Genomic DNA, 24,761 nt, shown 5'->3' on the forward strand with positions numbered 1-24,761 from the left:
GCTTCCATCTGGGCGGCGGCGGCAGCGCGATCGGTGACCACGCGCCAGACGATCCGGTCGAGATAGGGGGCGTTGGCGCGCCAGTAGTTCGGGTTGCGGTCGGCAATGATGTGCTGGCCCCGCTCGTACTGCGCGAACTTGAACGGCCCCGTGCCCACCGGTGCCAGATTGACCGGGTTCTGGCGGATGTMGCCCTTGCCTTCGTAGAGATGGCGCGGCGAGATGTAGCCGAGATCGGGCAGTGCGCGCAGCAACAGGTTGAGCGGCATCGGGCGCTCGTAGCGGAACACTGCCGTCAGCGGGTCGGGCGTATCGACGGCGGTGAGGAAGAGCTGCAGCGTGGTGCCGTAGTTGAGGATCTTCTTCCACATCTCCATCGCGGTGAACTGCACGTCGGTGGAGGTGAAGGGCTTGCCGTCATGCCAGGTCACGCCCGGSCGGAGCTTGAACGTGATCGTCTTGCCGTCGGGTGCAGCCTCCCAGCTCTCGGCGAGCACGCCGACCGGCTGGCCGCTGGCATCGAGATCCACCAACTGCTCCTGGATCTTGCCGCCGATGATGTAGACGCCGGTCGAGGCCTGGAGGCTCGGGTTCAGCTGGCGCTGCTCGGCACCGTAATGGACGGTGAAGACTCCGCCCTTGCGCGGTGTTTCCTGGGCGAAGGAGCGCATCGGGAACAGCACATTGGAAGCGATGGCGGCGCTTGTCAGCAGCGCGGCGCGGCGGGTCATGTCCATGGAGACCTCCTGGGTCCGGTGTTCGATAAGGGCAGAGCCGGAATTCACGATGATCCGGCCATCAGGCTGTTCTCAAAGGGGAGCCAAGGCTCGCGTCACGGTACGAAGCTGACGATCACGCCATTGGCGGAGTCGGCCGGTACGCTGACGGCACCACCATGGCGCACCGCGAGCGGGCCGAGCGCCTTGGCAGCGCCTTCGAGATCGGCACTCGCCAGAACGATCGCGGTTGCGCCGGCGGGAGCCGCACCGATCCGCACCGCATCAGGATAGCGCCGCGCAAAACCGGCCGCATCATAGAACAGGAAATCGGCGCGCTTGCCGCCCGACGGCACCAGCCAGCCGTCATCCTGCGGACGCGCAGGCTCGTCGATCAAACGGCTGAGATGCCCGGCGGCCGCCTTCGGATCTGCAGCGAGGACCTCGACCCKAACGATGCGGCTCGCGCCGTTCGCATGTTTCTGGAGCTCAGGAATCCAGACCGTCTCGCGCGTCAGATGCTGGCAGGCAAAGATGCGCAGTCCGCCGGGACTCTCGGTCAGAGGCCAGCGGAAGACATTGAACTTCGCTTCGCCCGTCCCGCCATTCGGCAGATCCACCGGGCGGCCGAAATGCACGGGACCCAGGGCTTCGAGGCCACGGCTCTTGAGCTCGGCCGCGCCGGCAGCGGCATCATCCGTGGTGAAGGCAGCGCGCTCCAGCCCTTCCCGGTTCTTCAGATAGTCGCGGGTCGGCTTGTTCTGATCCGTCTCGGTCAGCACGCCGAGCAGCTCGAGATAGTCGTCTCCGAACATGATCGTATAGTTGCCGGTGCCAAGGATCGGCGAATGGGTGCCGCGCGGCGAGACCGTGAAACCGAGGCGCTCCCATTGCCGGGCAGAAGCATCGAGATCGCGGACGGTCACGACGACATGATCGAGACCGAGAATGTGCTTGAGCGACATGACGCCCCCTTTGACCAAGAACCCAACGGAAGCAGAGTTCATCCGAACCAACAGAGGGGCGCAACCACTTCGAGGTGACGTTTCCAGCAGCCCCCGCTGCGCGGCACACATAGCGTCCGGAGAATAGTATTTTCAACAACCCGAGCGAGAAAGCCTAAATTTGGTAGATTTCATTCGTCTTTGGCGAGAAAAATAGAAAACTGTTCTCCGCCAGGCAAATCGCTGGAACCAACCTACTTGCGAGCGGGCGGTCATGGCGGCAAGTATGCGCAAGCTCCTGCCAAACGGGTTTTGACCGGCCCGCCTTGCGAAAGATCGCCGCCGATGACTGCTCCGCCCTCCGTCGCCTGGCCTCCCTCTCTCTGGGCCGCCACCGCCCAGCCTGGGCCTGTGCTCAGCGCGCTCCAAGGGGATGTCCAGACCGATGTCGTGGTGATTGGTGCCGGCTTTACCGGCCTCTCGACCGCGATCCATCTCCGCGAGAGCGGCGTCGACGTCACGATCGTGGAGGCAGCCGAGCCCGGCTGGGGCGCCTCGGGGCGCAACAACGGCCAGGTCATCCCGACGCTTGCCGGCCACGATCCCTCCGCGATGGTGAAACGCCATGGCGAAGCCGGCGAACGCTTCAACGCGGTGCTGCGCGACAGCGCTCAGTATCTGTTCGACCTCGTGCGGAAATACGATATCCCGGCAGAGGCTGAACAAGCTGGCTGGATCCAGCCCGTCCATTCGCCTGGTCGCTTCAAGCTCGCCGAGAAGCGCGTGCGCGAATGGTCGGCAATCGGGGCACCGGTCGAACTGCTCGATCGCGCCGCTGCGGCGGAGATGCTCGGGTCGGATGCCTGGTTCGGCGGCTTCTGGAATCGCACGGGCGGTCATATCAATCCGCTCGCGCTGACACGTGGACTGGCCGAGGTCGCGCTGAAGCTTGGCACAACCATCTATGCGCGGTCTCCCGCCACCTCGATGAGCCATGCCAATGGCCGCTGGACGGTGAAGACCGCGCGCGGCTCGGTCACCGCTCGCGCGCTCGTGCTGGCGACCAATGCCTATACCGGCGAGTTCGAGCGCGATCTCGCCCCCGAGATCGCCAGCGAGGTCATCCCTGTTCTGTCCTGGCAGATGGCGACAAAGCCGGTCAGCGACAATATCGCCAAGACCGTCATACCGGGCCGCCAGGCGATGTCGGACACGCATCGCGAGCTCTATTTCGCCCGCTGGGACGCCCGCAACCGCCTTGTCACCGGGGGAGCGGCCGTGCTGCCGGGCGATGGCGGGGTCAATCTGCGGCCGCAGATCGCGGCACGGCTGAAAACACTCTGGCCGCAGCTCGGCGATGTCGAGTTCGACTATGTCTGGTCGGGCTATGTCGGGATGACCCCCGACAATCTGCTCCAGCCGCAGGTGCCGGGCTATCCGCGCATCCACCGTCTCGGGCCGGACGGCTTTGCCTGGGTCGGCTGCAATGGCCGGGCCGTTGCGCTGTCCATCTCGCTTGGTCGCGAGCTTGCCAGGGCGACGCAAGGCACGGCGATCGAGACGCTCGGCCTGCCCTTGTCCGAGCCAAAATCCCAGCCGTTCCGCGCGGTCGTGCGCCGGATCGCGCCGCTGGCGCTACCGCTCTATCGGCGGCTGGACGCGGCCGAGATCTAAGCACTCCTCGCACGAGGCTGGTGCGTGCGGCAGCACCCGCACCGATCGATCCGGAGCGCCGGCGCCATTTCGAACATCATCGCCCGGACGATGGCTCCGGGCGATCCTTGCTGAGCCAAAACGGCTCGTGGCCGATGCCCGCTCAATGAGCCGCCATGTCGAGCGGCGGTTCGATATCGTCGGTAATCGGGTTCTGGAACGGGTTCTCGGCGCGGAACGCAGCGAAATCAGCCTTKGCCGCCTTGAGCAGCGCCGGCTGGGACAGGACATCGACCGCGACGCCGGCCATGGCCTTGGCCGCAAGCGAGAGCCCCTTATGCGCCGCCGGCGCGAGGCCCTGCGCGACCAGCTGCCAGGAATGTCCGGGCGTGCCCACGGCATAGCAGGCGACGCGGCATTGCACGGTTGGAACGACCCAGCTCACAGTTCCAACATCGGTGGACCCCACGGAGAGGGCGGCGACATAGTCCAGCGGATAGATGTCGTCGCTGAGCGATTCCCCCTCCCGCACCGACAGACCGAAGCGGCCATAGGAGGCGCGGATATCCTCCTTCGAGAAGGTCTTCTGGAACTCTGCGGCGAAGGCGCGGTCAGCGGCATCGAAACCCGGCCCGCCGAGCCGGATGAGATTGGCGTGCATCGCCTCCTCGAGCGGACGGTTGCCCACGAGGTTGGCATCGCCCGACAATTGCTGCGCAACGACGGAAGTCTCCGTCATCAGAGCGGCGCCATCGGCGATCGCCTTGACCCGCCGCACCAGGTCCCACATCTCGCTGAGCGTCCGGGCGCGGATCAAATGACGCACGGTCGCCTGCGCCTGCACGACATTCGGCGCGATGCCGCCGGCATCGATGATCGCGTAATGGACACGCGCATCGCTCGGCATGTGCTCGCGCATGTAGTTGACGCCGATATTCATCAATTCGACCGCATCGAGCGCACTGCGACCGAGTTGCGGCGAGGCAGCTGCATGGGATGCACGGCCCCGGAAGGTAAACTCGACCTCGACACAGGCAAGTGAGATCGCCTTGCTGACGCCGGTGAATGAGGAGGGGTGCCAGCAGATGGCGACATCGACATCGTCAAACAGCCCGGAGCGCACCATGAAGCCCTTGGACGAGCCGCCCTCCTCGGCTGGGCAACCATAATAGCGCACGCGCCCCTTGATGCCCTTCGCAGCCAGCCAGTCCTTGACGGCAGTCGCGGCAAGCAAAGAGGCCGAACCGAGCATGTTGTGGCCGCAGCCATGGCCATTTCCCCCCAACATGATCGGGCGTTGCTCGGCGACGCCGGCCTCCTGGCTCAGTCCGGGCAGCGCGTCATATTCGCCTAGGATCGCAATGACCGGACCGTCCTCGCCCGACTCGCCGATCAGTGCCGTCGGAATACCGGCGACGCCCTTCTCGACACGGAAGCCCTCCTTCCCGAGCATCGCGGCGTGTTCGGCGGCCGAACGCTCCTCCTGATAATTCAGTTCGGGCACGGCCCAGACGCGGTCGCTAAGCTCGAAGAAAGCCGGACTCTTGGCATCCGCCAACCGCCAGATCTCGGCGGTGTTCTGCTGATCGGTCATATCCTGCTCCTGGCTCTTTCCTGCCCATGCCGTCGCGCGGCCGATCGTCCGGATCGGTGTCGGCGCGAACCTGCGTCTCGCTGTTGCGACCAAACGCCCAGCGCGACAAGCCGGCAAGAAGCATGAGCACGATCGGGTCATGCAGCCAGCGCAGGATCCCGCACGGGCAGGAACGCGCCCGGGCCGCCGGGCGTCAGAAGAGGACGACGTTGCCCGTCTGGACGGCCGATCCTTATGCGGCGTGGCGCGTGGAGCCCTCGACGACAACATAGGGCTCGCCGCTAGACAGGCCTTCGACGCGCGCCCTGACGCCATAGACCTCGTCCAGCAGCGACGGCGTCACGATCTCGCGCGGCGCGCCGATCGCGACCAGGCGCGTCTTGGCCAGGACAAGGACCCTGTCGGCGACGCGCAACGCCTGATTAAGATCGTGGATCGAGATCAGGACGCACATGCCGCGGTCCCGCGCCAGTCGACGCACGAGCGACAGCACTTCGAACTGGCGATGCAGGTCGAGCGCGCTCGTCGGCTCGTCGAGCAGGAGGATGTCCGGTTCGCGCGCCAGCGTCTGGGCGATCGAAACCAACTGGCGCTGACCGCCGCTGAGTTCCCCAAGCCCCCTGAAGGCGAGATCCTCGATCTCGAGATCGCGCAGCACGCAATCGATCCGCTTGAGCTCGTCATCGCTGACCGACCATGTCCCGCCCTGCTTGAAGGCGAGCAGGATCGATTCGTAAACCGTGAGCACTGCGTTCACCGCCGTATCCTGCGGCAGGTAGCAGGACAACGGCGCGCGGCGCCCGGGCACGGAGCTCTCGCCGGAAATGCTGACCTCGCCCGCCCCTGGCACAAGGCCGGCAATCCGTCGGAAGAGGCTCGACTTGCCGGCCGCGTTCGGGCCGATCACGGCAACGACCTCCCCGCCGCTGAGCAGCGGTGTGGTCACTTCGCTCAGAACGACCTTGCGGCCGTAACGGACGCCGACCTCGCGAAGCTGCAGGCCAACTACCATGACCGCTTCCGATTGGTCAGGATCAAGCTGAAGAAGAACGGCACGCCGATGAGCGCCGTTACGATGCTGATCGGGAAGATGAGGCCCGGTATCAGCGACTTGCTGACGACCGAGGAGGCCGAGAGGATGGCGGCACCGGCGAGCGCAGATGCCGGCAGGAAGAAGCGCTGATCCTCGCCGATCACCATGCGCGCGATATGCGGGCCGACGAGGCCGATGAAGCCGATCGTGCCGACGAAGGACACGGGCACAGCCGCCAGCAGGCTGAYCAGCAGCATGATTTCCAGCCGCAGCCGCCTGACATCGATGCCGAAGCTTGCCGCCTTCTCGTCACCGAGACGCAGCGTGGTAAGGGCCCAGGCGCGGCGCATGAAGAAGGGCACGCACAGGACAACCACGGCACTGGTGATCGCAAGCTTGTTCCAGCTTGCCTTCGTCAGGCTCCCCATCATCCAGAAGACCACAGCGCCGAGCGCCTGCTCCGAGGCGAAGAACTGCAGCAATGCGAGGAGGGCATTGAAGGTGAAGACCAGGGCGATGCCGAGCAAGATCACCGTCTCGGTCGTCACGCCGCGGGACTGGCTGAGCACATGGATCAGCATGGCCGCCCCCATCGCCGCGATGAAGGCGTTCAACGGCACGATATAATCGACGGCGAACGGCAGGATGGCGACGCCGAACACGAGCGCGAGCGCCGCGCCAAAACTGGCTGCAGCCGATATCCCAAGGGTAAACGGGCTGGCGAGCGGGTTATTCAGGATCGTCTGCATCTGGGCGCCCGCCATGGCCAGCGAGGCGCCCGTCACAACCGCCATCAACGCCACCGGCAGGCGGATGTCCCAGATCACGACGCGCACGGCAACCGGGACGCTGTCCGGCATCACGAGCGCACGCACGACATCGGACGCCGCATAGCGGGCCGGGCCGATCATCAGGTCGGCAATGAAGCTCAGCAGCAGCAGCAGAAAGAGCCCGGCGAGGATCATGCGCCGGCGCGCGTTCAGGGCGCGATAGCTCGCCCGCCCCCCGCCCTCGCGCACCGCCTCGGCAGCGGCGCCAGATATTCCGATCTCGCTCATCCCTTGGCCTCGACGGTCACCCAGTAGCCGGGCTGGTAAGGCAAGGGCAGAAAGCGCTCATGCAGGGCCTTCAGTGTGGCGTCAGCATCGACATCCCTGAACAGGTCGGGATGCAGCCATTTCGCGATCTCCTGGATCGCGACGAACTGGTAGGGGCTGTTGTAGAACTGGTGCCAGATGCCATGGACGCGGCCATTCCTGACGGCGGCCGTCTGCGCGAAGGCGGGGCGGCGCGACAGCGCAGCGAGCTTGCGGCGCGCCTCGATCAGGTCGACGCCGGGGCCAAGGCCGACCCAGGCCCCACCCGGGACATAGGCCTCCCAATTGCCGCCGGTGACGATGACGACATCAGGATTGGCGGCGACGACGGCCTCGGCATTGACCGTACCGAAGGTCCCGGGGATCAGGTCGCCCGCAAAATTCTTGCCCCCGGCGATCTCGACCATCTTGCCGAAATTCTCGTTGCCGAACGACATGCAGCAATCGTCGGAATAGCCCCCGGCGCGCTCGATCATCACGACCGGCCGCTTCAATGCCGTAGCCTTGGCAAGACGGTCCGTCACCAGCGAGATCTGCTCGGCCCGGAACGTGATGAAGTCCTCCGCAAGCGCCTCCTTGCCGAAGAGCTTGCCGATCAGCCGCATGGACGGTTCGGTGTTCTGGAAGGGCTTCTCGCGGAAATCGACATAGACGACGGGAATGCCGACGGAGGCGAGTTTCTCGACCAGCTTGGCCTCGTCGCTGGCGATCTTCGCCTCGACATTCAGGAAGAGAACGTCCGGCTTCAGCGCTATCGCCTGCTCGACGTCGAATGCGCCCTCCTTCATGCCACCGAAATTCGGCAGTTTGGCAATCGCGGGATAGCGGGCGAGATAGGCCTTGTAGCTGTCGGGGTCGGCTTTCGGCAGATCGTCCCGCCAGCCGACGACACGCTTGAACGGATCGTCCCTGTCGAGCGCGGCGACGAAGTACATCTGCCGCCCTTCGCCCAGGATCACGCGTTCGACTGGCGCGTTGACCTCGACCGCCCGGCCGAGAACATCCGTGACCCTGACCTTCTCCGCGAAAGCAGGCAACGTCGACGCGATGAGGCCAATGGTCAGAGTGGCTACTTGAATAACCCTGTGAAGCAATGCCATCACGCCACCACCTAAACCTCGTCTGRGCTGGGCGGCTCGTATGAAATGACACAAGGTCGGTCAAGGCATATCTTTTAGAATACATCCAATCTACTTGATTAAACGAATTCTAAAGTGAAGAACAGACCGCTCATTCACAAAACTTCTCGGCGCGAACCGAAGGAAAGACTTGTGAGACGCAGCGCAGCGTGGTGAAAGGTGCCGGAAACGGACCAAGACAAGGCGAATGATCGATGTCGACCACGATCGCAAATCGCAGCCTGAAGGATGAAATCCGGGACTATTGGTCCATCAGGTCAGAGACATTCGATACGACGCCAGGCCACGAGATCTTTTCCCTGGAAGAACGGCGCGCATGGCTCGCGCTTCTGTCGCGGCACCTTGGCACCGATCAGGGGCGCCGGGCGCTCGACCTGGCCTGCGGCACGGGGGTGATCTCGCTGCTGCTGTCGGAACTCGGCTTTTCGGTGACCGGCCTCGATCTCTCCGAGGCCATGCTGGCGCGTGCCCGCGCCAAGGTCTCGGGCAAGGGACCGATCAAGCTCTTCCTCGGCGATGCCGAGAATACGCTGGAGCCCTCGGATAGTTACGACGCAGTGGTCACCCGGCATCTTGTCTGGACCCTGCCCGACCCGCCGGCCGCCTTCGCCGAATGGCACAGGGTACTCAAGCCGGGCGGACGCGTCGCGATCATCGACGCGGACACCATCAACACCCCACCGGACAGGCGGTTGATCAAGTGGCTCGCACGACTTGTCAAACGCCTGAGCAGGAATGTGCCGCCTCCCCCACCTTATGCGGACACCCATGCAAGCATCCTGTCGCGCGTCTATTTTTCTGATGGGTGCCGCCCCGATGCCGTCGCCGAGTTGCTGAGGCAGGCAGGGTTCGAGGACGTCGTCGTCGACCGCGACCTTGGCCCGATCCACCGCGCCCAGGGTCGCTTCATGCCGCTCTTCCAGCGTCTCGAGCGCGCAGCGCAAAACCGCTTCCTGATCTCCGCACGCAAGCCGTCCTAAGGTGATTACCGCCTCCCCCGCACAGACGGACCTGGCAGGCGAAGGCGGCGGCATGCCCTGCGCCGCGTCCTGAGACGCGCCGCATTCGCCCCGACCCGGGCGAGCCAGCATCGTCCGAGCCCGCAACCTCAACATGAATGGCGGCTCGCCGCTCCGCGCCGCAGTCCGGCGAAAGGCTGGAACAGCGCCGCCTTGCGCAGTCGCTTGCCTCTCCGATCTGGCCGACGCCCGGTTGTGCGCAGCCTCGTCGTCGAACTCCCTTCCCTGGCATTCCTGGTCCTGTCGGCCTGACCGGGCTCGGCAAGGAAGCTTGACCTGCACCGGATCGAGCGCTGGGCGGGTCGGACTGCCTGCAGCTTCAACGGAGGCACACAAGCCAATCAGGCAGGACCGCCGTTGATCCGGCACTCCAGGGCCATAGCGCCTCGTCCGAGCGCATTCCACCCTCAATCCTTAACGCTTGTTGACTCTTCGGTCAGGCGCGATATTGTTCCTGTTATTGCAACTCAAGTTCCATTTTATGGAACTTTTCTGGACTCACCCGGATGTCCATTCTGTCGGCGGCCGTCGATGTGCTCCGTTGCTTCTCCAGCACGCGTCACGATGTGACGGTGACGGATCTCGTTTCCTTGCTTGGAATGCCGAAGAGCAATGCGTCGCGACTGCTGCGGGCGATGCGCGACGAGGGGCTGCTGGAAACGGTCGGCGACAGCAAGCGCTACCGCCCCTCCCTGCTGCTCAATCAGGTCGGCCATATCTACCGCTTCGCCGCCTCGCTGATCGACCGGGCCGATTCCGTGATCGGGCGCATCTCGGACGAGGTCGGACATACCGGCTATATCAGCGTGCGGCGCGGCACCGACATCGTMGGCGTCACGGCCCATCCCGGACGGCACGCCCTGCGCGTCGTCACGTCGATTGGCGATCGAATTGCCGCCTTCGCGTCCAGCACCGGCCGCGCCCTGCTCGCCCGCCTTCCCGACGACGAGGTCCGCCGCCTCTATGCCGGCGGTTTCGAACCGCCGTCCGATACAGCCCCGCAGGGCCTCGACGAACTCCTGGCGCGGCTCGCCGTCACACGACGCGAGGGCTACGCCGAATCCCATGACGAGGCGGTCAGGGGCGTGCGCGCCATCTCGGTTTCGGTCGGCGATCCGAGCACCGGCGACGAAGTCGCGCTCTGCATTTCCTTCCCGGCAGCGACCGTCACGCCGGAGGAGCGCCTCGCCATTATCCGTTCTCTGGGAGAAGGCGCCGCCGAGATCGCGGCGCTGACCCGGGACCCGCTTTTCTTTCCCCTACATCCCTCAATCGCGGAGACAGCTCCATGAGCAATCGTTGGCGCATCGGCTTCGATATCGGCGGCACCTTCACCGATTTCATCCTTTATGACGGCCAGGAGCGCTCGGTCCTGCTGCACAAGCGCCTGACCACGCCGCATGATCCGTCCGAGGCTGCCCTGATCGGCCTTGGCGAACTGACCGAGATGGCCGGCATCACGCTGGCCGATATCGGCGACATCGTGCATGGCACAACGCTGGTGACCAACGCGGTGATCGAGCGCAAGGGCTCCAAGCTCGGCCTGATCACCACGCGCGGCTTCCGCGACATCCTCGAAATGGGCACCGAGCAGCGCTATGACATCTACGATCTGTTCCTGACCTTCCCGGAGCCGCTGGTCTCGCGCGAGCTTCGTCTCGAAGTCGCGGAGCGTATCGACCGCGACGGCAAGATCGTGACGGCGCTCGATGCAACCGCGGTGCGTGCAGCCGCCAGCGAGCTGGCCGCTGCCGGCTGCGAAGCGATCGCGATCTGCTTCCTGAACAGCTACCGCAACTCCGCCCATGAGCAGGAAGCCGGCCGGATCGTCCGGGACGCCTGCCCCGAACTCACGGTCTCCCTGTCGAGCGAGGTCGTCGCCGAAATCTGGGAGTATCAGCGCTTCGTCACCACCGCGGCGAACGCCTATGTCCAGCCACTGATGCGGCGCTATCTGGAACGGCTGGAGCGCGAACTCGCAGCCCGCTCGTTCACCGGCTCGCTGCGGTTGATGCATTCGGCTGGCGGCCTGGTCTCCCCCGAGACCGCTCGCACCTTCCCGATCCGCCTGCTCGAAAGCGGCCCTGCCGGCGGCGGCCTTGCGACAGCCTTGTTCGGCGAGCTCGCCGGCCACAAGGACGTCATCTCCTTCGACATGGGTGGCACCACCGCCAAGGCCTGCATGATCGAGGACGGCCGCGCTGAGATCGCACCGATGCTCGAAGCCGGTCGCGTCAACCGCTTCGCCAAGGGCTCCGGCCTGCCGATCAAGGCTCCCGTCATCGACATGATCGAGATCGGCGCCGGAGGCGGCTCGATCGCCGCCATCGACGAGGTCGGCCTGCTCAAGGTAGGCCCGCACTCGGCAGGCTCCGACCCCGGCCCGGCCTGCTACGGCATGGGCGGCACCAAGCCGACCGTCACCGACGCCAATCTGGTGCTCGGCTATTATGATCCGGGCTTCTTCCTCGGAGGACGCATGGCGCTCGATCTCGCGGCCGCGCGCAAGGCTGTTGCCTCGGTGGCGGAGCCGCTCGGCCTCTCCGTGGAAGAAGCAGCCTGGGGCATCCACAAGGTCGTCGTCGAAAGCATGGGCGCCGCGGCGCGTGTCCATCTCGTCGAGAAGGGCAAGGATCCGCGTCACTACGCCATGGTCGGCTTCGGTGGGGCGGGCCCGGCGCACGCCGTCGATGTCGCCCGCGTGCTCGGCGTCCGGCAGGTCATCATTCCGCCGGCCTCCGGCGCGGCTTCGGCGCTCGGCTTTCTCGCCGCGCCGCTCTCCTTCGACATGGTGCAGTCGCTGCCGGTCGAGTTCTCGGAGGGCTTTGACGCCCAGGCCGTCAACACCGTGCTCAGCGAGCTGGAGGCGCAGGGCCGCAAGCACCTGCTCGAGGCCGGCGTGAAGCCAGCCGACATCACGGTCGAGCGCTCGGCCGATATGCGCCTCGTCGGCCAGATGCACGATATCGCGGTGACGTTGCCGGCCGGCACGATCGATACATCGAGCCTGGACGCCATCCGCGCTGCCTTCGCCACCACCTATTCGGCGCGCTACACCTCGGTCTACGAGGGCGCCCGTCTCGAGGCGATCAACTTCCGCGTCCGCTGCGCCGGTCCGGTGCCGAGCCTCTCGCTCTCCGGCGCGGCCGGCGGCGGCGATGCCGGCACCAAGGTGAAGGGCACTCGCCAGGCCTGGTTCGAGAGCGGCTGGAGCGAGGCGACCGTCTATGATCGCTACGCGCTGCGGCCGGGCGACTCCATCAAGGGTCCCGCGATCATCGAGGAGCGCGAAGCGACGACCATCGTTCCTCCCGGGGATACGGTTGCGATCGACCAGGTACTTAACCTGCTGGTCAGCGTCGGGCGGGCCAGCGCCGCCGAGACCACGATCAGCGCCGACATGCCGCTGGCTGAGGCCGCGCGCCGGATCGAGGCCGACCCGATCTCGCTGGAGATCATGTGGAGCCGCCTCGTCAACGTCGTCGAGGAGATGTGGCTGACCGTCTGCCGCACGGCCTTCTCGCTGGTGATCTCCGAAGCGCAGGATTTTGCCTGCGAGCTGCTCGACCCCGAGGGCGAGACGCTGGCTCATTCGCCACGCGCCATGCCGGTGTTCAACCTGACCCTGCCGCGCGCCGTCAAGGCGCTGCTCGAGCGCTATCCGGCCGACACCCTGAAGCCCGGCGACGTTCTGATCACCAATGATCCCTGGCTCTGCGCCGGCCATCTCTTCGACATTGCCGTGGTCACGCCGGTGTTCCTGGGCGACCGCGTCGTCGGACTGATGGGCACTGTCGGCCATGTCTCCGATATCGGCGGCACCAAGGACAGCCTCAGGGCCCGCGAGATCTACGAGGAAGGTTTCCAGATCCCGCCGATGAAGCTCTACGAGGCTGGCCGGATCAACGAGACACTCGTCCGCCTGCTGGGCGAGAACGTCCGCAATTCCGAGCAGGTTCTCGGCGATCTGCACTCGTTCGTCGCGGCCAATGCGATCGGCGCCGAGCGCCTGCAGTCCTTCCTGAGCGATTACGGCATGCAGGATCTGCGCGCCCTCGCCTCGGTGGTGCAGGACCGTTCCGAGAAGGCCATGCGCGAGGCCATCGCCGCGTTGCCGGACGGGACCTATCACGGCACCGTCTCGAACAACCCGCTCGGCACGCCGATGACCTATCCGCTGGCGCTGACGGTCAAGGGCGACACGATCCATCTCGACTTTGACGGCGCCCCACCGCAGCTGCCGCAGGGCGGGCTCAACTGCACCCTGAACTACACAATGGCGCATGCGACCTACCCGCTGAAATGCATGCTGACGCCGAATGTCCGCGGCAATGCCGGCTGCTATCGCGCCTTCTCGATCGACGCGCCGAAGGGCTCGATCCTGAACTGCGACAAGCCGCTCGCGGTCAACCTGCGGACGCGCACCGGCTGGTACATCGCGCCGAACATCTTCCGCGCCCTGTCACAGGCCGCTCCGAACCAGGTCCAGGCCTTCACCGGACTACCGGTGGCGGCGAGCGTCTATGGCCGGGACCAGGCGGGTGATACCTATTCCGACATGCTTTTCGTCGGCGGCGGCCAGGGCGGCTCGGCCCATGGCGACGGCAAGTCCGGCCTTCTCTATCCGACCTCGGCCGCCAACACCTCGATCGAGACCTTCGAGGCGCGCGTGCCGGTGCTGGTCGTGGAGAAGACCTATCTCACCGACTCCGGCGGTGCCGGCGAGCATCGCGGCGGCCTCGGCCAGCGCGTCCGCCTGCGCAAGCTCTCCGATGACGGTCTCCCGACGCTGGTCTCGCTCTATCCGGAAGGCGTCAACAACCCGATCCCGGGCCTGTTCGGCGGCAAGGCCGGCGGCGGAGCATCAGGGCGGGTCATCGATGAGCAGGKCCATGTCCTGAAGGATGTCGGGACGGGCGACCTCGTCCAGGTCAAGCATCCCCATGAGATCGTGGAACTCGTGCTCGCCGGCGGCGCCGGCTACGGCGCGGCGGCGGAGCGCTCCCGCGACGCCATCGCCCGCGACATCGCACTCGGCCTCGTCTCACCGGAGGCCGCCAAGCGCGACTACGGGGTCCAGACCGGCCATGCGACGCACGACGTCGGCGAGGCCAAGGCCGGCATCCTTGTTGCCTGACGACTGACATCAACAAGCACATCTGCCCCTCCAGGGGCCAATAACGGGGACTGAGGCATGAAGGACCAACCGAAAGGAGTGCCTCAGCGGCACCCGAGCCTGTTCGAGCCCGGGACGCTGGTGCTGATCGCCATTCTTTGCGTCTTTGGCGCGATCATTGGCATGCAGCTTCTGGTCTCCCTGGGCATCACGGCAAACACATCGCTAATCGGGGCGCTCGCCGCCATGGCGCTTGCGCGCGTGCCGATAGCGATGTTCACGCGCTACCGCTCGATCCATGTTCAGAATCTGGCTCAGAGCGCGATCTCGTCCGCGACATTCGGGGCTGCCAACAGCCTGCTGCTGCCGATCGGCATTCCCTTCCTGCTTGGTCGCTCCGATCTGGTGCTGCCGATGCTGGCAGGCGCCTTCGCGGCGATGCTGCTCGACGCCTACCTGCTCTACCGGATGTTCGATTCCCGGGTGTTTCCGGCGACCGGTGCCTGGCCCCCGGGCGTTGCCGCCGCCGAAGCGATCAAGGCCGGCGACGAGGGCGGACGCAAGGCGGTGCTGATGGGGGTCGGCTTCGTCACCGGCATCCTGGTCTCCTTCGTCAAGGTGCCGCTCGCGGCCATCGGCTTTGTCGGCTCGACGGCGGTCTCCGGCATTCCGATGTCCGCCTTCGGCGTCGCCTTCATCGGCAATATCTGGGCGCTCTCGATGTTCGGCGTCGGCCTGCTGCTGCGCGGCTATTCCAGCCAGCTCTTCGGCGGCCCGCTCTTCGCCGAGATCATCCCGAAGGGCGATCTGATGGCGGCCTATATCCCGCACGGCTTCATGATCGGCGCAGGGCTGATTGCCCTGTTTCAGGTCGCGCAGCTCCTGTTCAGGCGCAGCGAAGCCCAGAAGCTGGCCGAGGCGGCCTCCGGCGTTTCCGATGCGGAAGTCAGGCGCGCGCTCGGTCTCGGCACCATTGCCTATCTCGTGATCGCGGTCTTCATCGCGCTGGTCGGCGGCCTGATGAGCGATATGTCGATCGGGATGTTGATCCTGTTCGTGCTCTATGCCGCCTTCGCGGCCTATGTGCATGAGCTCATCGTCGGCCTCGCCGCGATGCACTCTGGCTGGTTCCCGGCCTTCGCCGTCGCACTGATCACGCTGATCATCGGCATGCTGATCGGCTTCCCGATGCCGGCGCTTGCGTTGCTCGTTGGCTTCTCCGCCGCGACGGGGCCTGCCTTCGCCGACATGGGCTATGATCTGAAGGCCGGGTACATCCTGCGCGGCAACGGCGCCGATCCCGCCTTCGAGCGCGACGGCCGTCGGCAGCAGCTCTTTGCTGCGATGTTCGCCTTCGTCATCGCCGGTGCGGTGGTGCTGGTCTCCTACCAGTCCTATTTCGACCAGAACCTCGTCGCCCCCGTGAACAAGGTCTATGCCGCGACGATCAAGGCCGGCGTGGCGCCAGGCGTCGCCTGGCAGCTCTTCCTCTGGGCGATCCCGGGCGCGATCCTGCAGTTCATCGGCGGCCCGAAGCGCCAGATCGGCGTGCTCTTCGCCACCGGCCTGCTCATCAGCTTCCCGATGGCGGGGTGGGCCGTCCTGGCCGGCATCGTCTGCCGGCTTGTCTGGGAGAAGCTGCGCGGCAGCACAGGCGAAGGGGACATGGAGGTCTTCGCCGCCGGCATCATCGCCGGAGACGCGATCTTCAGCTTCTTCGACTCGGTGATCAAGAACTTCAGGCGCTAAAGCAACGGCCCGAAAACTGCTTCGCGGTTTTCGGGACGGCCGATGCGAACACAGAGCTGGATCATCGGACCGGAAACGAGATCCGATCGATGATCTCAGCGCCCGTGCCGGAAACGGCACGGGCGTCCCATTCGACAGAGGACGGCCTCGCATGCGCAAACTCGGAACCCTGACCATCGGCCAGGCGCCGCGCTCCGACATCACGCCCATTCTCGACGCGGTGATCGGCTCCGACCTGCCGCGCCGCCATGCGGGTGTGCTGGACGGGCGGAGCAAGGCCGAGATCGAGCGCGACTTCGGCCCTCGCGCCGGAGCTGCCGTGCTGATCACCAAGCTGCTGGACGGCAGCTCAGTCATCATCGACAGGAGCCGCACCGAAGCTGCGGCGCAGGCCAAGATCGCCATGCTGGAAGCCGAGGGCTGCAGCACGATCCTGATGCTCTGCACCGGCCATTTCGAGACCCTGGCGGCAGACAGGGCGCAACTGATCGAACCTGATCGGATCCTGCCGCCAACGGTCGCCGCCCTCACCCCGKGCGCGCAACTCGGCATCATCGTGCCGCTCGCCGAACAGATCGCAAGCGAGGCCGGGAAATGGGCCGGGCTTGATCGCAAACCGCTCTATGCTGCGGCCTCGCCCTATGGCGGGCCTGGTTCCAACCTGTCCGAGGCGGCCCGCGACCTCGCCAGGCGCGGTGCTAAGGTTCTGCTGATGGACTGCATGGGTTTCGTCGAGGCTCATCGCCGCGAGGCCGCGGAAGCCGCGAAGCTGCCTGTGATCCTCTCCAACAGCCTGATCGGCAAGCTCGTTTCCGAGATCGTCTGAGCACGCCCGTCACGCTCGGCCCCAATCTCGGGCAGATCGCCATGCAATGGAGTTCCGGGAGGACGCAGGGACTGGCCTGACATCGGCCACACCCGCCCTTGCGCCGGTGCTTCTGAACGGCAAACGGAAGACGGCGTCTGGCGCCTCGCCTTGAGCCGCTCCTCCGACCGGTCAGGGCTCGTTCGATTATTTCAGATTGCCGAAGTGGTTCTTCTGCGTGACGCCGGCCCGGATCCGATGCTCTTCGATCGCCCGCTCGTGGCCATCGGAGCCCCGCACCCGGTCTTGTCGGTGCCTGATTTCGCCCGCTGGCAGCACCCGAGGGATCTGGTAAGTTCCGAGACCGGATCTGTCGCGGAAGTCAAAATTCAGGCTGATCACATCAGCCTTCCCTTAGTTACCGGTCATGGAGCAACTCCTCGCTCTCGCAGCGCTCGTCGAGGAGGCTGCCCACGAAGGTAGCCCCGTCGCTGCAATGATCGGTGATCGCAAGGTTCACGACATGCCCGTCCTCGCAGAGCAGCCTGATCTCATAGGAGAGCAGCAAGGGTGCGACCTGACGTAGATCGAGGTCGAAATGCCCGCGGCATCTGCCGTTCGCGTTCCGGGATGTTTCGAAACTGTAAGATACAGGCTGGCGCGTACCGTCGCGCCAGATGATCTGGCCCTTGCCCTGAAGCCAGGTGACCTGGCGTTCGCTTTGCACGACGAGCTTCCAGCCTTGACCGGCGCCAACCCGGCACCGCGGCCCGCTCTCGGTTCAGGTTGAACGGAAGCGGCGATGCAGTGAGCGCTCTTCCAGGGCACCAGGCAAGCAAAATCCGCGCGTCATCTCAGCACAGAGGCACGCCCAGGAACGCCTCTCGGAAAGGGTACAACCTAACAGAGAGGCACGTGCCACCGTCCCACACTCTGTGCAGCCCGCAGCAATGCCCCTCCCCCCTTTCGAGAAGGGCAGCACGCGACGTCACGGCAAGTCCATTCTGGGATCGAGCGCGTCGCGCAAACCGTCTCCAACGAAGTTGAAGCTCGTAACGGCGAGCGTGATCGCCGCCCCGGGCAGGATCGCAAGCCATGGCGCGCTGGTGAGATAGCTTTGGGCGTTCTCCAGCATATTGCCCCAGCTTGGAGTCGGCGGTTGGATGCCGTAGCCGAGGAAGCTGATATAGCTCTCGGCCAGGATCGCATGGGCGACGTTCAACGTCGCGGCAACGACGATCGGTGCGATCGCGTTCGGCAGCAGCTGACGAAACATGATGCGGCCGTTGCTGGCGCCCATCGCGACCGCTGCAACCACATAATCGCGGGTGCGGAGCGATCTTATCTGAGCCTCGACGACCCGCGCCACCTCCATCCACGAGGTCATAGCGATCAGCATGACGATCGAGGGCACCGACGGCAAGATCAGGGCCGAAACAGCAAGCAGCAGGAAGATCGAGGGGAAGCACAGCATCGCGTCGACGAAGCGCATCAGGGCAGCCCCGACCGCACCTTCGTAGAATCCGGCGATCATGCCGATGCAGATGCCGATCGCCATGCTGATCAGCATGGCGGAAAAGCCCACTGCGAGTGAAATCCGCCCGGCCATTAGCAGGCGGGCCAGGATATCGCGCCCGAGAGGATCGGTGCCGAGTACATGCGGGCCCGAGAAGGGTGGCGCGAAGCGCTGCCGGATGTCGATGAACGTGTCGCTATAGGGCAGCAGCATCGGCCCGAAGATGCAGGCGAGCGTCATCGCCACGATTGCCACCGCTCCGAAAACCGCCAGCCGGTGCCGGCGGAAACGGCGAAAGCCGGGGCTGTTCCAGACGAATGGCGAAGCTGCGATCCGGACTTCGGTGACGCCGGTGAGATCAGTGCTCATCAGCCATTCCTCGCAATCCGCGGATCGGCGAGACCATAGAGCAGGTCGGCGATCAGACTGCCGAGCAACACCAGGACGGCGGTGAACATCAGGATGCCCATCACGGTCGGATAGTCGCGATAGCTGATCGAGTCGAGGAAGAGCCTCCCCATGCCCGGCCAGGTGAAGACGGTCTCGGTCACCAGTGCGCCCGAAAGCAATGTCGGCACATGCAGGCCGGTGATGGTGATCATTGGCAGCAGCGCATTGCGAAGGGCGTGCCGCAGCAGGACCTGGCGCTCCGGCACGCCCTTGGCCCGGGCGGTGCGGATATAGTCCTGATTGACGACCTCAAGCATCGAGGAGCGCATGTAGCGGCTCCAGACCGCCGTCGAGACCAGCGCGAGCACGATGCAGGGCCCGATCAGATGATGGATCCGGTTGAGCACCGAACCATCGCCGATGGTGTAGCGGTTGCCGGCAGGTAGCCAGCCGAGCCCGACCGAGAAGACATAGATGATGACAAGGCCGAACCAGAAGGTCGGGATCGAGAGCGCGATCATGGCGCCGATCGTCGCGAGTGAATCGAACAACGAGTAGCGTCGGATCGCGCCAAGAATACCGAGCCAGGCGCCGAGCAACATGGCGAGCAGCGTCGAGCTCAGCATCAGTTCCATCGTCGGCCCGATATGGGAGGCGATGATCTGCAGCACCGGCTGATGGTCGCGATAGGACAGCCCCCAGTCGCCGCGCAGCATGCGCCAGAGCCATTCCGCATATTGCAGCGGCAGCGGGCGGTTGAGGCCGAGCTGTTCAGCGATGCGGTCGAGATCGGCCTGGGTCATGTCGCCGCCGGCGGCGAACTGCGAGAGCGGCCCGCCCGGAGCCAGGTGCAGGATCGCAAAGCCGATTATCGAGACGATGAGCAGCAGCACGAGCGCCTGCAGCAGCCGTCGCACGAGAAAGGTGCTCATGGCGCCGTGTTCCCGGGGGGGCCGTTCATGGTCTCAGCGCGCCCAGTACCAGCTGCCCATGTTCCAGGTATTCTGGCGGGCATTGATATTGGGCTCGTAGCCGATGAGCCCTTCCTTGTAGCCCTCGACCGGAACATATTGGTAGATCGGCAGGATCGGCAGTTCCTCGCGGACGATTTCCTGCAATTTCCAGTAGACGGCCTTGCGCTTGGCCTGATCGAAGGTTTCCTGGCCCTCCTTCAGCAGCTTGTCGACTTCGGCATTCTGCCACTGCATCTGGTTGGCGCCACTGCCGTTCTTGGCGGGTATTGCATCAGAGGCGAAGCGCGAGGCCGGATCGGGATCGATCACGGTGCGGAAGGCGGTGCCGACCAGCAGCGACTGGAACTTCGAGCGCGTATAGAACTCGCCCCAGATCACCGCGGCCGGCATGTTGTTGATCTTCATGGAAACGCCGACCTGCTGCCAGTCCTGCATCATCAGTTGCTGGCACTGCTCGCGTAGCGAGGCGCCGGTCGTCGTCGAGACCGCGAACTCAAGCGGCACGCCGTTCTTCATGCGAACGCCGCTGCCGCTGCGTTTCCAGCCAGCGTCGTCGAGCAGCTTGTTAGCCTTGGTGAGGTCGTAGCTCTGCTGCGGCAGGTTGGGATTGTAGGCCCAGGATTCCTGAGGCGCGAAGGACTCCGTCGGCTTGTGCAGGCCATAGAAGATGACGTCGATGATCGCCTGCTTGTTGATCGAGGCGTAGAGAGCCTGGCGCACCGCCTTCTCGGACAAGGCCGGATGCTCGAGATTGGGCATCAGGATTTCGAGCGAGGCGTTCGGGATCTTCACGATCTTGCGGCCCGGCAGCTTCACGGCCTCGGCATAGAAATTCGCCGGGATGCCAGTGCCGATAATGAGGTCGACCTGTCCCGTGCGGAACTGTGCATAGAGAGCCGTCTGGTCCGGCACATATTTGAGGACAGCCTTCTCCAGATAGGGGCCCTTGCCGTGATAACGCTCATTGGCGACGAGCGTGATGTTGTCGCCCGGCGTGCGCTGCCCCCATTTGAAGGGCCCGGTACCGACCGGCGCGCCGTTGAAGGGTGCGGTATTCGGGTCGCTGGCTTTCTCAAGCAGATGCTTGGGCACGATGAAGGTGTTGGAGAGCAGCGCGAGATAGGGCGCGTAGGCCTTCTCCATGCGCCAGGAGATCTCATGCGGTCCCTTGACCACGATGTCCTTGACCAGCGCATGGCCGACCCGGGTGCGGCTCTTGAAGCCCGGCGCATTGATCAGCTCCAGCGTGTATTTCACGTCCTCGGCCGTGAAGGGCGTCCCGTCATGCCAGGTGATGCCCTCGCGCAGTTTGACTTTCCAKGCCAGGCCACCTTCCGAGATGCCCCCATTGGCCTCGCTCGGCACCTCGGTTGCGAGATCGGGCATCAGGTTGCCCTGAGGGTCGGCGAGCCACATCGTATTGAAGACCTGCATCCAGACGGTCTCGTCGACCTCGATGCCAGGCATGAGCGGGTTGAATGCTGTCGGCTCCTGCGACAGGCCAACGACGACCTGGCCGGTCGGTTTAGCGGGCGGTGGCGGAGCAGGCTTGGTCTGGGCGCTGGCTCCAACCCCCGAGGCGGCCAGCAGGCCGCCCGCTCCGAGCGCGAGAAACTGGCGGCGATGCAATGCCGGCATCGGGAAAGCCGAACGGGTCGTTCCGTCGGAGTGCTTTATCATCCGGTAACCCCTCTTTTGCTTGTTTTGCGGAAGTCCCGGGCGCCCCGGGCAATTCAGGCGGAAACGATCGCGCATCCACGCCGCCCGCTTCATCCGTCGGGTCGTTCGCGGGCGCGGCCGGTCCTTCAACCGCGTGCCTAGGTTAGGCCTGCACCCACCCGCCTCGTATGCCGATCACGGCGCCCGGCCGGGCATAATCTGCCGATTCAACCACCGCCTTTGGCATAGGGTTCTGCACCGGATCGGGTCTTATCGAGCCGATCAAATCGGATCGGCCGTGCGGATGGATTGGTCGTTGCCCGCGCGGAGCGGTCCCGCAGCGCAAGGAAAGCCAGCCTATGTCTCCTCCGGTCACCCGCGTCCGTAGCGACGAGTTTCTGCCGAAATCTGCCGATGTGGTGGTCATTGGCGGTGGCATCGCCGGCACGAGCGCGGCCTATGAGCTGGCAAAGAAGGGGCATTCGGTCGCACTGGTTGAGAAGGGGCACCTCGCCGGCGAACAGTCGAGCCGGAACTGGGGCTGGTGCCGCCAGCAGAATCGCGACCTGCGCGAATTGCCGCTGGCCCAGCGCGCCGTCGAGATGTGGAACGGGTTGAACGAAGAACTCGGAGCCGAGACGGGCTTCCGCCGCACCGGGCTGCTCTATGTGACGACCAAACAATCCGATCTCGATATCTGGTCGAACTGGGCCGACCGCGCCCGCGAGTATCAGATGCATAGCCGGATGCTGACGGCTGCCGAGGCCAAGGCCATGTCTCCGGGCAGTACGGAGAACTGGATCGGCGGAGTGCATTCGCCGACCGACGGGCGGGCCGAGCCCGCGCTGGCGACCCCGGCCATCGCCGAAGGGGCGCGCAAGCGGGGGGCGACCATTCATCAGAGCTGCGCCGCACGCGGACTGGAGACCGAGGGAGGCAGGGTTTCGGCGGTCGTCACCGAAAAGGGCACGATCCGGACCAGCGCAGTGCTCTGCGCCGGCGGGGCCTGGAGCTCGATGTTCTGCCGCCATCACGGCCTCAAGCTGCCGCAGGCGGGCGTGCGCTCCACCTCCTTTTTCACGGAGGCCGCGCCGCAGGTGATCGAGGGCGGGCTGTCCATGCCCGATCTCACCTTCCGACGCCGGATCGATGGCGGTTATACCGTCGGCATCAGCGGACGCGGCCTGCTCGAACTCACTCCGCAGGGCATGCTCTACGCCCAACAGTTCTGGCGGACCTTCAAGAAGCGGCGCTGGGGCCTGACCATCCGGGCTGGCCGGTCCTTCTTCGCCGGGCCGGAGGCGATCTCCCGCTGGAGCAACGATGGCATCTCGCCCTTCGAGCGAATCCGCACCTTCGATCCGCCGGCACAGGAGGAGCTGATCAGCTTTGCCCTGACACGGCTTGGGCAACTCTATCCGCAGCTCGCCAATGTGAAGATCGCGCATAAATATGGCGGGCTGGTCGACTTCACCCCGGATTGGATTCCGGTCATCTCCGGCGTCGCGACCCTGCCCGGCTTCTATATCTCTACGGGCTATAGCGGTCACGGCTTCGGCATCGGCCCGGCCGCCGGGCGCCTTGCCGCCGACATCGTCGCCAACGACACCCCCATCGTCGATCCACACCCCTATCGCTACAGCCGCATGATCGACGGGACCGATCTCGGCGAGCCCGGCATGATGTGACGCGCCTTTCAATGTCTTGAAGACAAGCCACCGCATCGGGGTTGGGTCTTGCCATAGCTGCATCCGCCAATCGGCATCGAGACCGCGCTGCGGCATTGAGTCCGGCGCCGATGCAAAGATGATCCAATGCCGCCCGCAGCGCGGTCGCTAACGTCGCGACGAAACCCTGCCGGAGCGCCCCGCCTATGTCACCGACGCTTGAACGCATCGCCAGCAATGCGCGCCTGCCGGCCCAGGCCGATATCATCGTGATCGGTGCCGGAATCGTCGGCAGCGCAGCAGCCTATTTCCTGGCGAAGCGCGGGCACAGCGTAGCACTCCTTGAGAAGGGCGTCGTCGGCGGCGAACAATCGAGCCGGAACTGGGGGTGGTGCCGGCAGCAGAACCGTGACGCCCGCGAACTGCCCCTCGCCATGCGCGCCATGGAGCTCTGGGACGGGCTCAGCCGCGACATCGGCAGTGATATCGGCTTCAGGCGCAGCGGCCTGATCTATGCCAGCAATGATGCCGGCCAGATCGCGCAATGGGACAAATGGCGCGGAACCGCACAGCAATTCGGCATCGATACGCGCATGCTCTCCGGCAGCGAAGCAGTCGCCATGACGGCAGGCACCGGCCACTCCTGGCTCGGCGGGGTCCATTCGGTCAGCGACGGCAAGGCTGAGCCTGCCCTCGCCGCACCTGTCCTCGCAGAAGGCGCCCGTTCGCAGGGTGCGAGCATCCATCAGGATTGTGCTGCCCGCGGCCTCGACGTCACGAATGGCGCGGTCTCCGGCGTGATCACCGAGAAGGGCCTGATCCGAACGCGCTCCGTCATCCTTTCCGGCGGCGCCTGGGCATCAGCCTTCTGCCGGCGCCATGGCATCCGGTTTCCGCAGGCGAGCATCCGCTCGACCATTCTGCGGACAGAAGTCGCGCCCAGATTACTCGATGCGCTCTACACCCCCGACTGCGCCCTGACGCGTCGGCTCGACGGCAGCTACACGATCGCGATCAGCGGCAAAGGCACACTTGAAGTCACGCCGCAGGGACTGCGCTATGCGCGCGAGTTCCTGCCGATGTTCATCAAGCGGCTGAAAGCGGTCGAGTTCGGCCTCGGCACCTCCTTCTTCGAGGGGCCGGAGGCGCTCGGAGGCTGGGCTTTCGACAGGGAGACTCCCTTCGAACGCATCCGCGTGCTCGATCCCGTGCCGAGCCGCAGGTCCGTTGCGCTGACGCTGGCAAGGGCACGGGCGCTCTACCCCGCACTTCAAGACGTCGCCGTCCGGGAGAGCTGGGGCAGCTATATCGATTCAACGCCGGACGCCGTGCCGGTGATCTCGCCCGTCGCGGGTCTGCAGGGCTTCGTGCTGGCGGCCGGTTTCAGCGGGCATGGCTTCGGACTCGGGCCCGCGGCCGGCCATCTGGCGGCCGATCTCGCCGTGGGGGACAAACCGATCGTCGACCCGCGTCCCTTCCGGCATTCGCGCCTGATCGATGGCTCGCGGGGCGAGATCGGCGAATTCTGAACATCGCCCGTCGGTGTCGGACAGCCCTTCATTCGGCCTTTTGCAGCCGGCGGCAATTCATGCTGAACCGGGGCAGATGATCGGCAGAATCTTTGCTCGGCCGGACGCAATTCCAAGTCCGCGCCTGCACACCGGCCCTAGTCTTGGATGCAACGCGGCAG

19 protein-coding genes are annotated in these 24,761 nt (G+C 65.3%); 8 read left to right on the forward strand and 11 right to left on the reverse strand.

Annotated features, from left to right (window positions below; all coding sequences use genetic code 11):
- Together AC1DJT_RS15285 and AC1DJT_RS15290 are read right to left on the reverse strand one after the other, a co-directional pair.
- Positions 1–737, reverse strand: a 737-nt coding sequence (locus tag AC1DJT_RS15285) for an ABC transporter substrate-binding protein (RefSeq protein WP_476834355.1), incomplete at its 3' end; no start/stop codon positions are given.
- A gap of 95 nt (positions 738–832) precedes the next feature.
- Complete coding sequence (locus AC1DJT_RS15290) at positions 833–1,681, reverse strand: VOC family protein (RefSeq protein WP_441489777.1); 849 nt, start codon at positions 1,679–1,681, stop codon at positions 833–835.
- Positions 1,682–2,005: 324 nt separating this feature from the next.
- Between AC1DJT_RS15290 and AC1DJT_RS15295 the strand changes: the two genes are divergently transcribed.
- The gene (locus AC1DJT_RS15295) at positions 2,006–3,334 is read left to right on the forward strand and encodes an NAD(P)/FAD-dependent oxidoreductase (RefSeq protein WP_441489776.1); all 1,329 of its coding nucleotides are present in this window, start codon (positions 2,006–2,008) and stop codon (positions 3,332–3,334) included.
- 142 nt (positions 3,335–3,476) lie between these two features.
- Here the strand turns inward: AC1DJT_RS15295 and AC1DJT_RS15300 are convergent, their stop codons facing one another.
- From AC1DJT_RS15300 to AC1DJT_RS15315, 4 genes are all read right to left on the reverse strand, one after another.
- A complete protein-coding gene (locus AC1DJT_RS15300) occupies positions 3,477–4,907 on the reverse strand; it encodes an amidohydrolase (protein WP_476834356.1) in 1,431 nt (476 codons plus the stop codon).
- Positions 4,908–5,139: 232 nt separating this feature from the next.
- A complete protein-coding gene (locus tag AC1DJT_RS15305) occupies positions 5,140–5,919 on the reverse strand; it encodes an ABC transporter ATP-binding protein (protein ID WP_476770952.1) in 780 nt (259 codons plus the stop codon).
- Complete coding sequence (locus AC1DJT_RS15310) at positions 5,913–6,998, reverse strand: FecCD family ABC transporter permease (RefSeq protein ID WP_476834357.1); 1,086 nt, start codon at positions 6,996–6,998, stop codon at positions 5,913–5,915. Before AC1DJT_RS15310 ends, AC1DJT_RS15305 begins: the two co-directional genes overlap by 7 nt.
- Positions 6,995–8,137: an ABC transporter substrate-binding protein gene (locus AC1DJT_RS15315; RefSeq protein ID WP_441505918.1), complete on the reverse strand. Its 1,143-nt coding sequence runs from the start codon at positions 8,135–8,137 to the stop codon at positions 6,995–6,997. The genes AC1DJT_RS15310 and AC1DJT_RS15315 overlap by 4 nt, the downstream gene beginning before the upstream one ends.
- Before the next feature lie 233 nt (positions 8,138–8,370).
- Between AC1DJT_RS15315 and AC1DJT_RS15320 the strand changes: the two genes are divergently transcribed.
- From AC1DJT_RS15320 to AC1DJT_RS15340, 5 genes are all read left to right on the forward strand, one after another.
- Positions 8,371–9,156, forward strand: coding sequence for a class I SAM-dependent methyltransferase (locus AC1DJT_RS15320; protein ID WP_441505919.1), 786 nt, complete (start codon positions 8,371–8,373; stop codon positions 9,154–9,156).
- A gap of 545 nt (positions 9,157–9,701) precedes the next feature.
- Positions 9,702–10,487, forward strand: a complete 786-nt coding sequence (locus tag AC1DJT_RS15325) for an IclR family transcriptional regulator (protein WP_441505920.1) — start codon at positions 9,702–9,704, stop codon at positions 10,485–10,487.
- Complete coding sequence (locus tag AC1DJT_RS15330) at positions 10,484–14,332, forward strand: hydantoinase B/oxoprolinase family protein (RefSeq protein WP_476834358.1); 3,849 nt, start codon at positions 10,484–10,486, stop codon at positions 14,330–14,332. Before AC1DJT_RS15325 ends, AC1DJT_RS15330 begins: the two co-directional genes overlap by 4 nt.
- Before the next feature lie 57 nt (positions 14,333–14,389).
- Positions 14,390–16,060 (forward strand): OPT/YSL family transporter, encoded by a 1,671-nt coding sequence (locus tag AC1DJT_RS15335; RefSeq protein WP_476768321.1) that lies wholly within the window; start codon positions 14,390–14,392, stop codon positions 16,058–16,060.
- A gap of 151 nt (positions 16,061–16,211) precedes the next feature.
- Positions 16,212–16,886, forward strand: coding sequence for an AroM family protein (locus tag AC1DJT_RS15340; RefSeq protein ID WP_476834359.1), 675 nt, complete (start codon positions 16,212–16,214; stop codon positions 16,884–16,886).
- 186 nt (positions 16,887–17,072) lie between these two features.
- Here the strand turns inward: AC1DJT_RS15340 and AC1DJT_RS15345 are convergent, their stop codons facing one another.
- The 5 genes from AC1DJT_RS15345 to AC1DJT_RS15365 all read right to left on the reverse strand — a co-directional run bounded on the left by AC1DJT_RS15345 (position 17,073) and on the right by AC1DJT_RS15365 (position 21,425).
- The gene (locus AC1DJT_RS15345; RefSeq protein WP_441505924.1) at positions 17,073–17,267 is read right to left on the reverse strand and encodes a hypothetical protein; all 195 of its coding nucleotides are present in this window, start codon (positions 17,265–17,267) and stop codon (positions 17,073–17,075) included.
- 16 nt (positions 17,268–17,283) lie between these two features.
- Positions 17,284–17,592 (reverse strand): hypothetical protein, encoded by a 309-nt coding sequence (locus AC1DJT_RS15350; protein WP_441505925.1) that lies wholly within the window; start codon positions 17,590–17,592, stop codon positions 17,284–17,286.
- Positions 17,593–17,853: 261 nt separating this feature from the next.
- Positions 17,854–18,750, reverse strand: a complete 897-nt coding sequence (locus AC1DJT_RS15355) for an ABC transporter permease (protein ID WP_476768323.1) — start codon at positions 18,748–18,750, stop codon at positions 17,854–17,856.
- A complete protein-coding gene (locus AC1DJT_RS15360) occupies positions 18,750–19,703 on the reverse strand; it encodes an ABC transporter permease (protein ID WP_476823409.1) in 954 nt (317 codons plus the stop codon). The genes AC1DJT_RS15355 and AC1DJT_RS15360 overlap by 1 nt, the downstream gene beginning before the upstream one ends.
- Before the next feature lie 33 nt (positions 19,704–19,736).
- Positions 19,737–21,425: a peptide ABC transporter substrate-binding protein gene (locus tag AC1DJT_RS15365; protein ID WP_476768325.1), complete on the reverse strand. Its 1,689-nt coding sequence runs from the start codon at positions 21,423–21,425 to the stop codon at positions 19,737–19,739.
- Positions 21,426–21,763: 338 nt separating this feature from the next.
- On the opposite strand from AC1DJT_RS15365, the gene AC1DJT_RS15370 reads away from it, so the two are divergent.
- Both AC1DJT_RS15370 and AC1DJT_RS15375 read left to right on the forward strand, forming a co-directional pair.
- Entirely contained in the window at positions 21,764–23,092 is a 1,329-nt protein-coding gene (locus AC1DJT_RS15370) for an NAD(P)/FAD-dependent oxidoreductase (RefSeq protein WP_476768326.1), read from the forward strand.
- A gap of 185 nt (positions 23,093–23,277) precedes the next feature.
- On the forward strand, positions 23,278–24,600 hold the full coding sequence (locus AC1DJT_RS15375) for an NAD(P)/FAD-dependent oxidoreductase (protein WP_476768327.1): 1,323 nt from the start codon (positions 23,278–23,280) through the stop codon (positions 24,598–24,600).
- Positions 24,601–24,761: the final 161 nt, after the last annotated feature.

The sequence above is a fragment of the Allobosea sp. 05T422_2 genome (assembly GCF_056396265.1).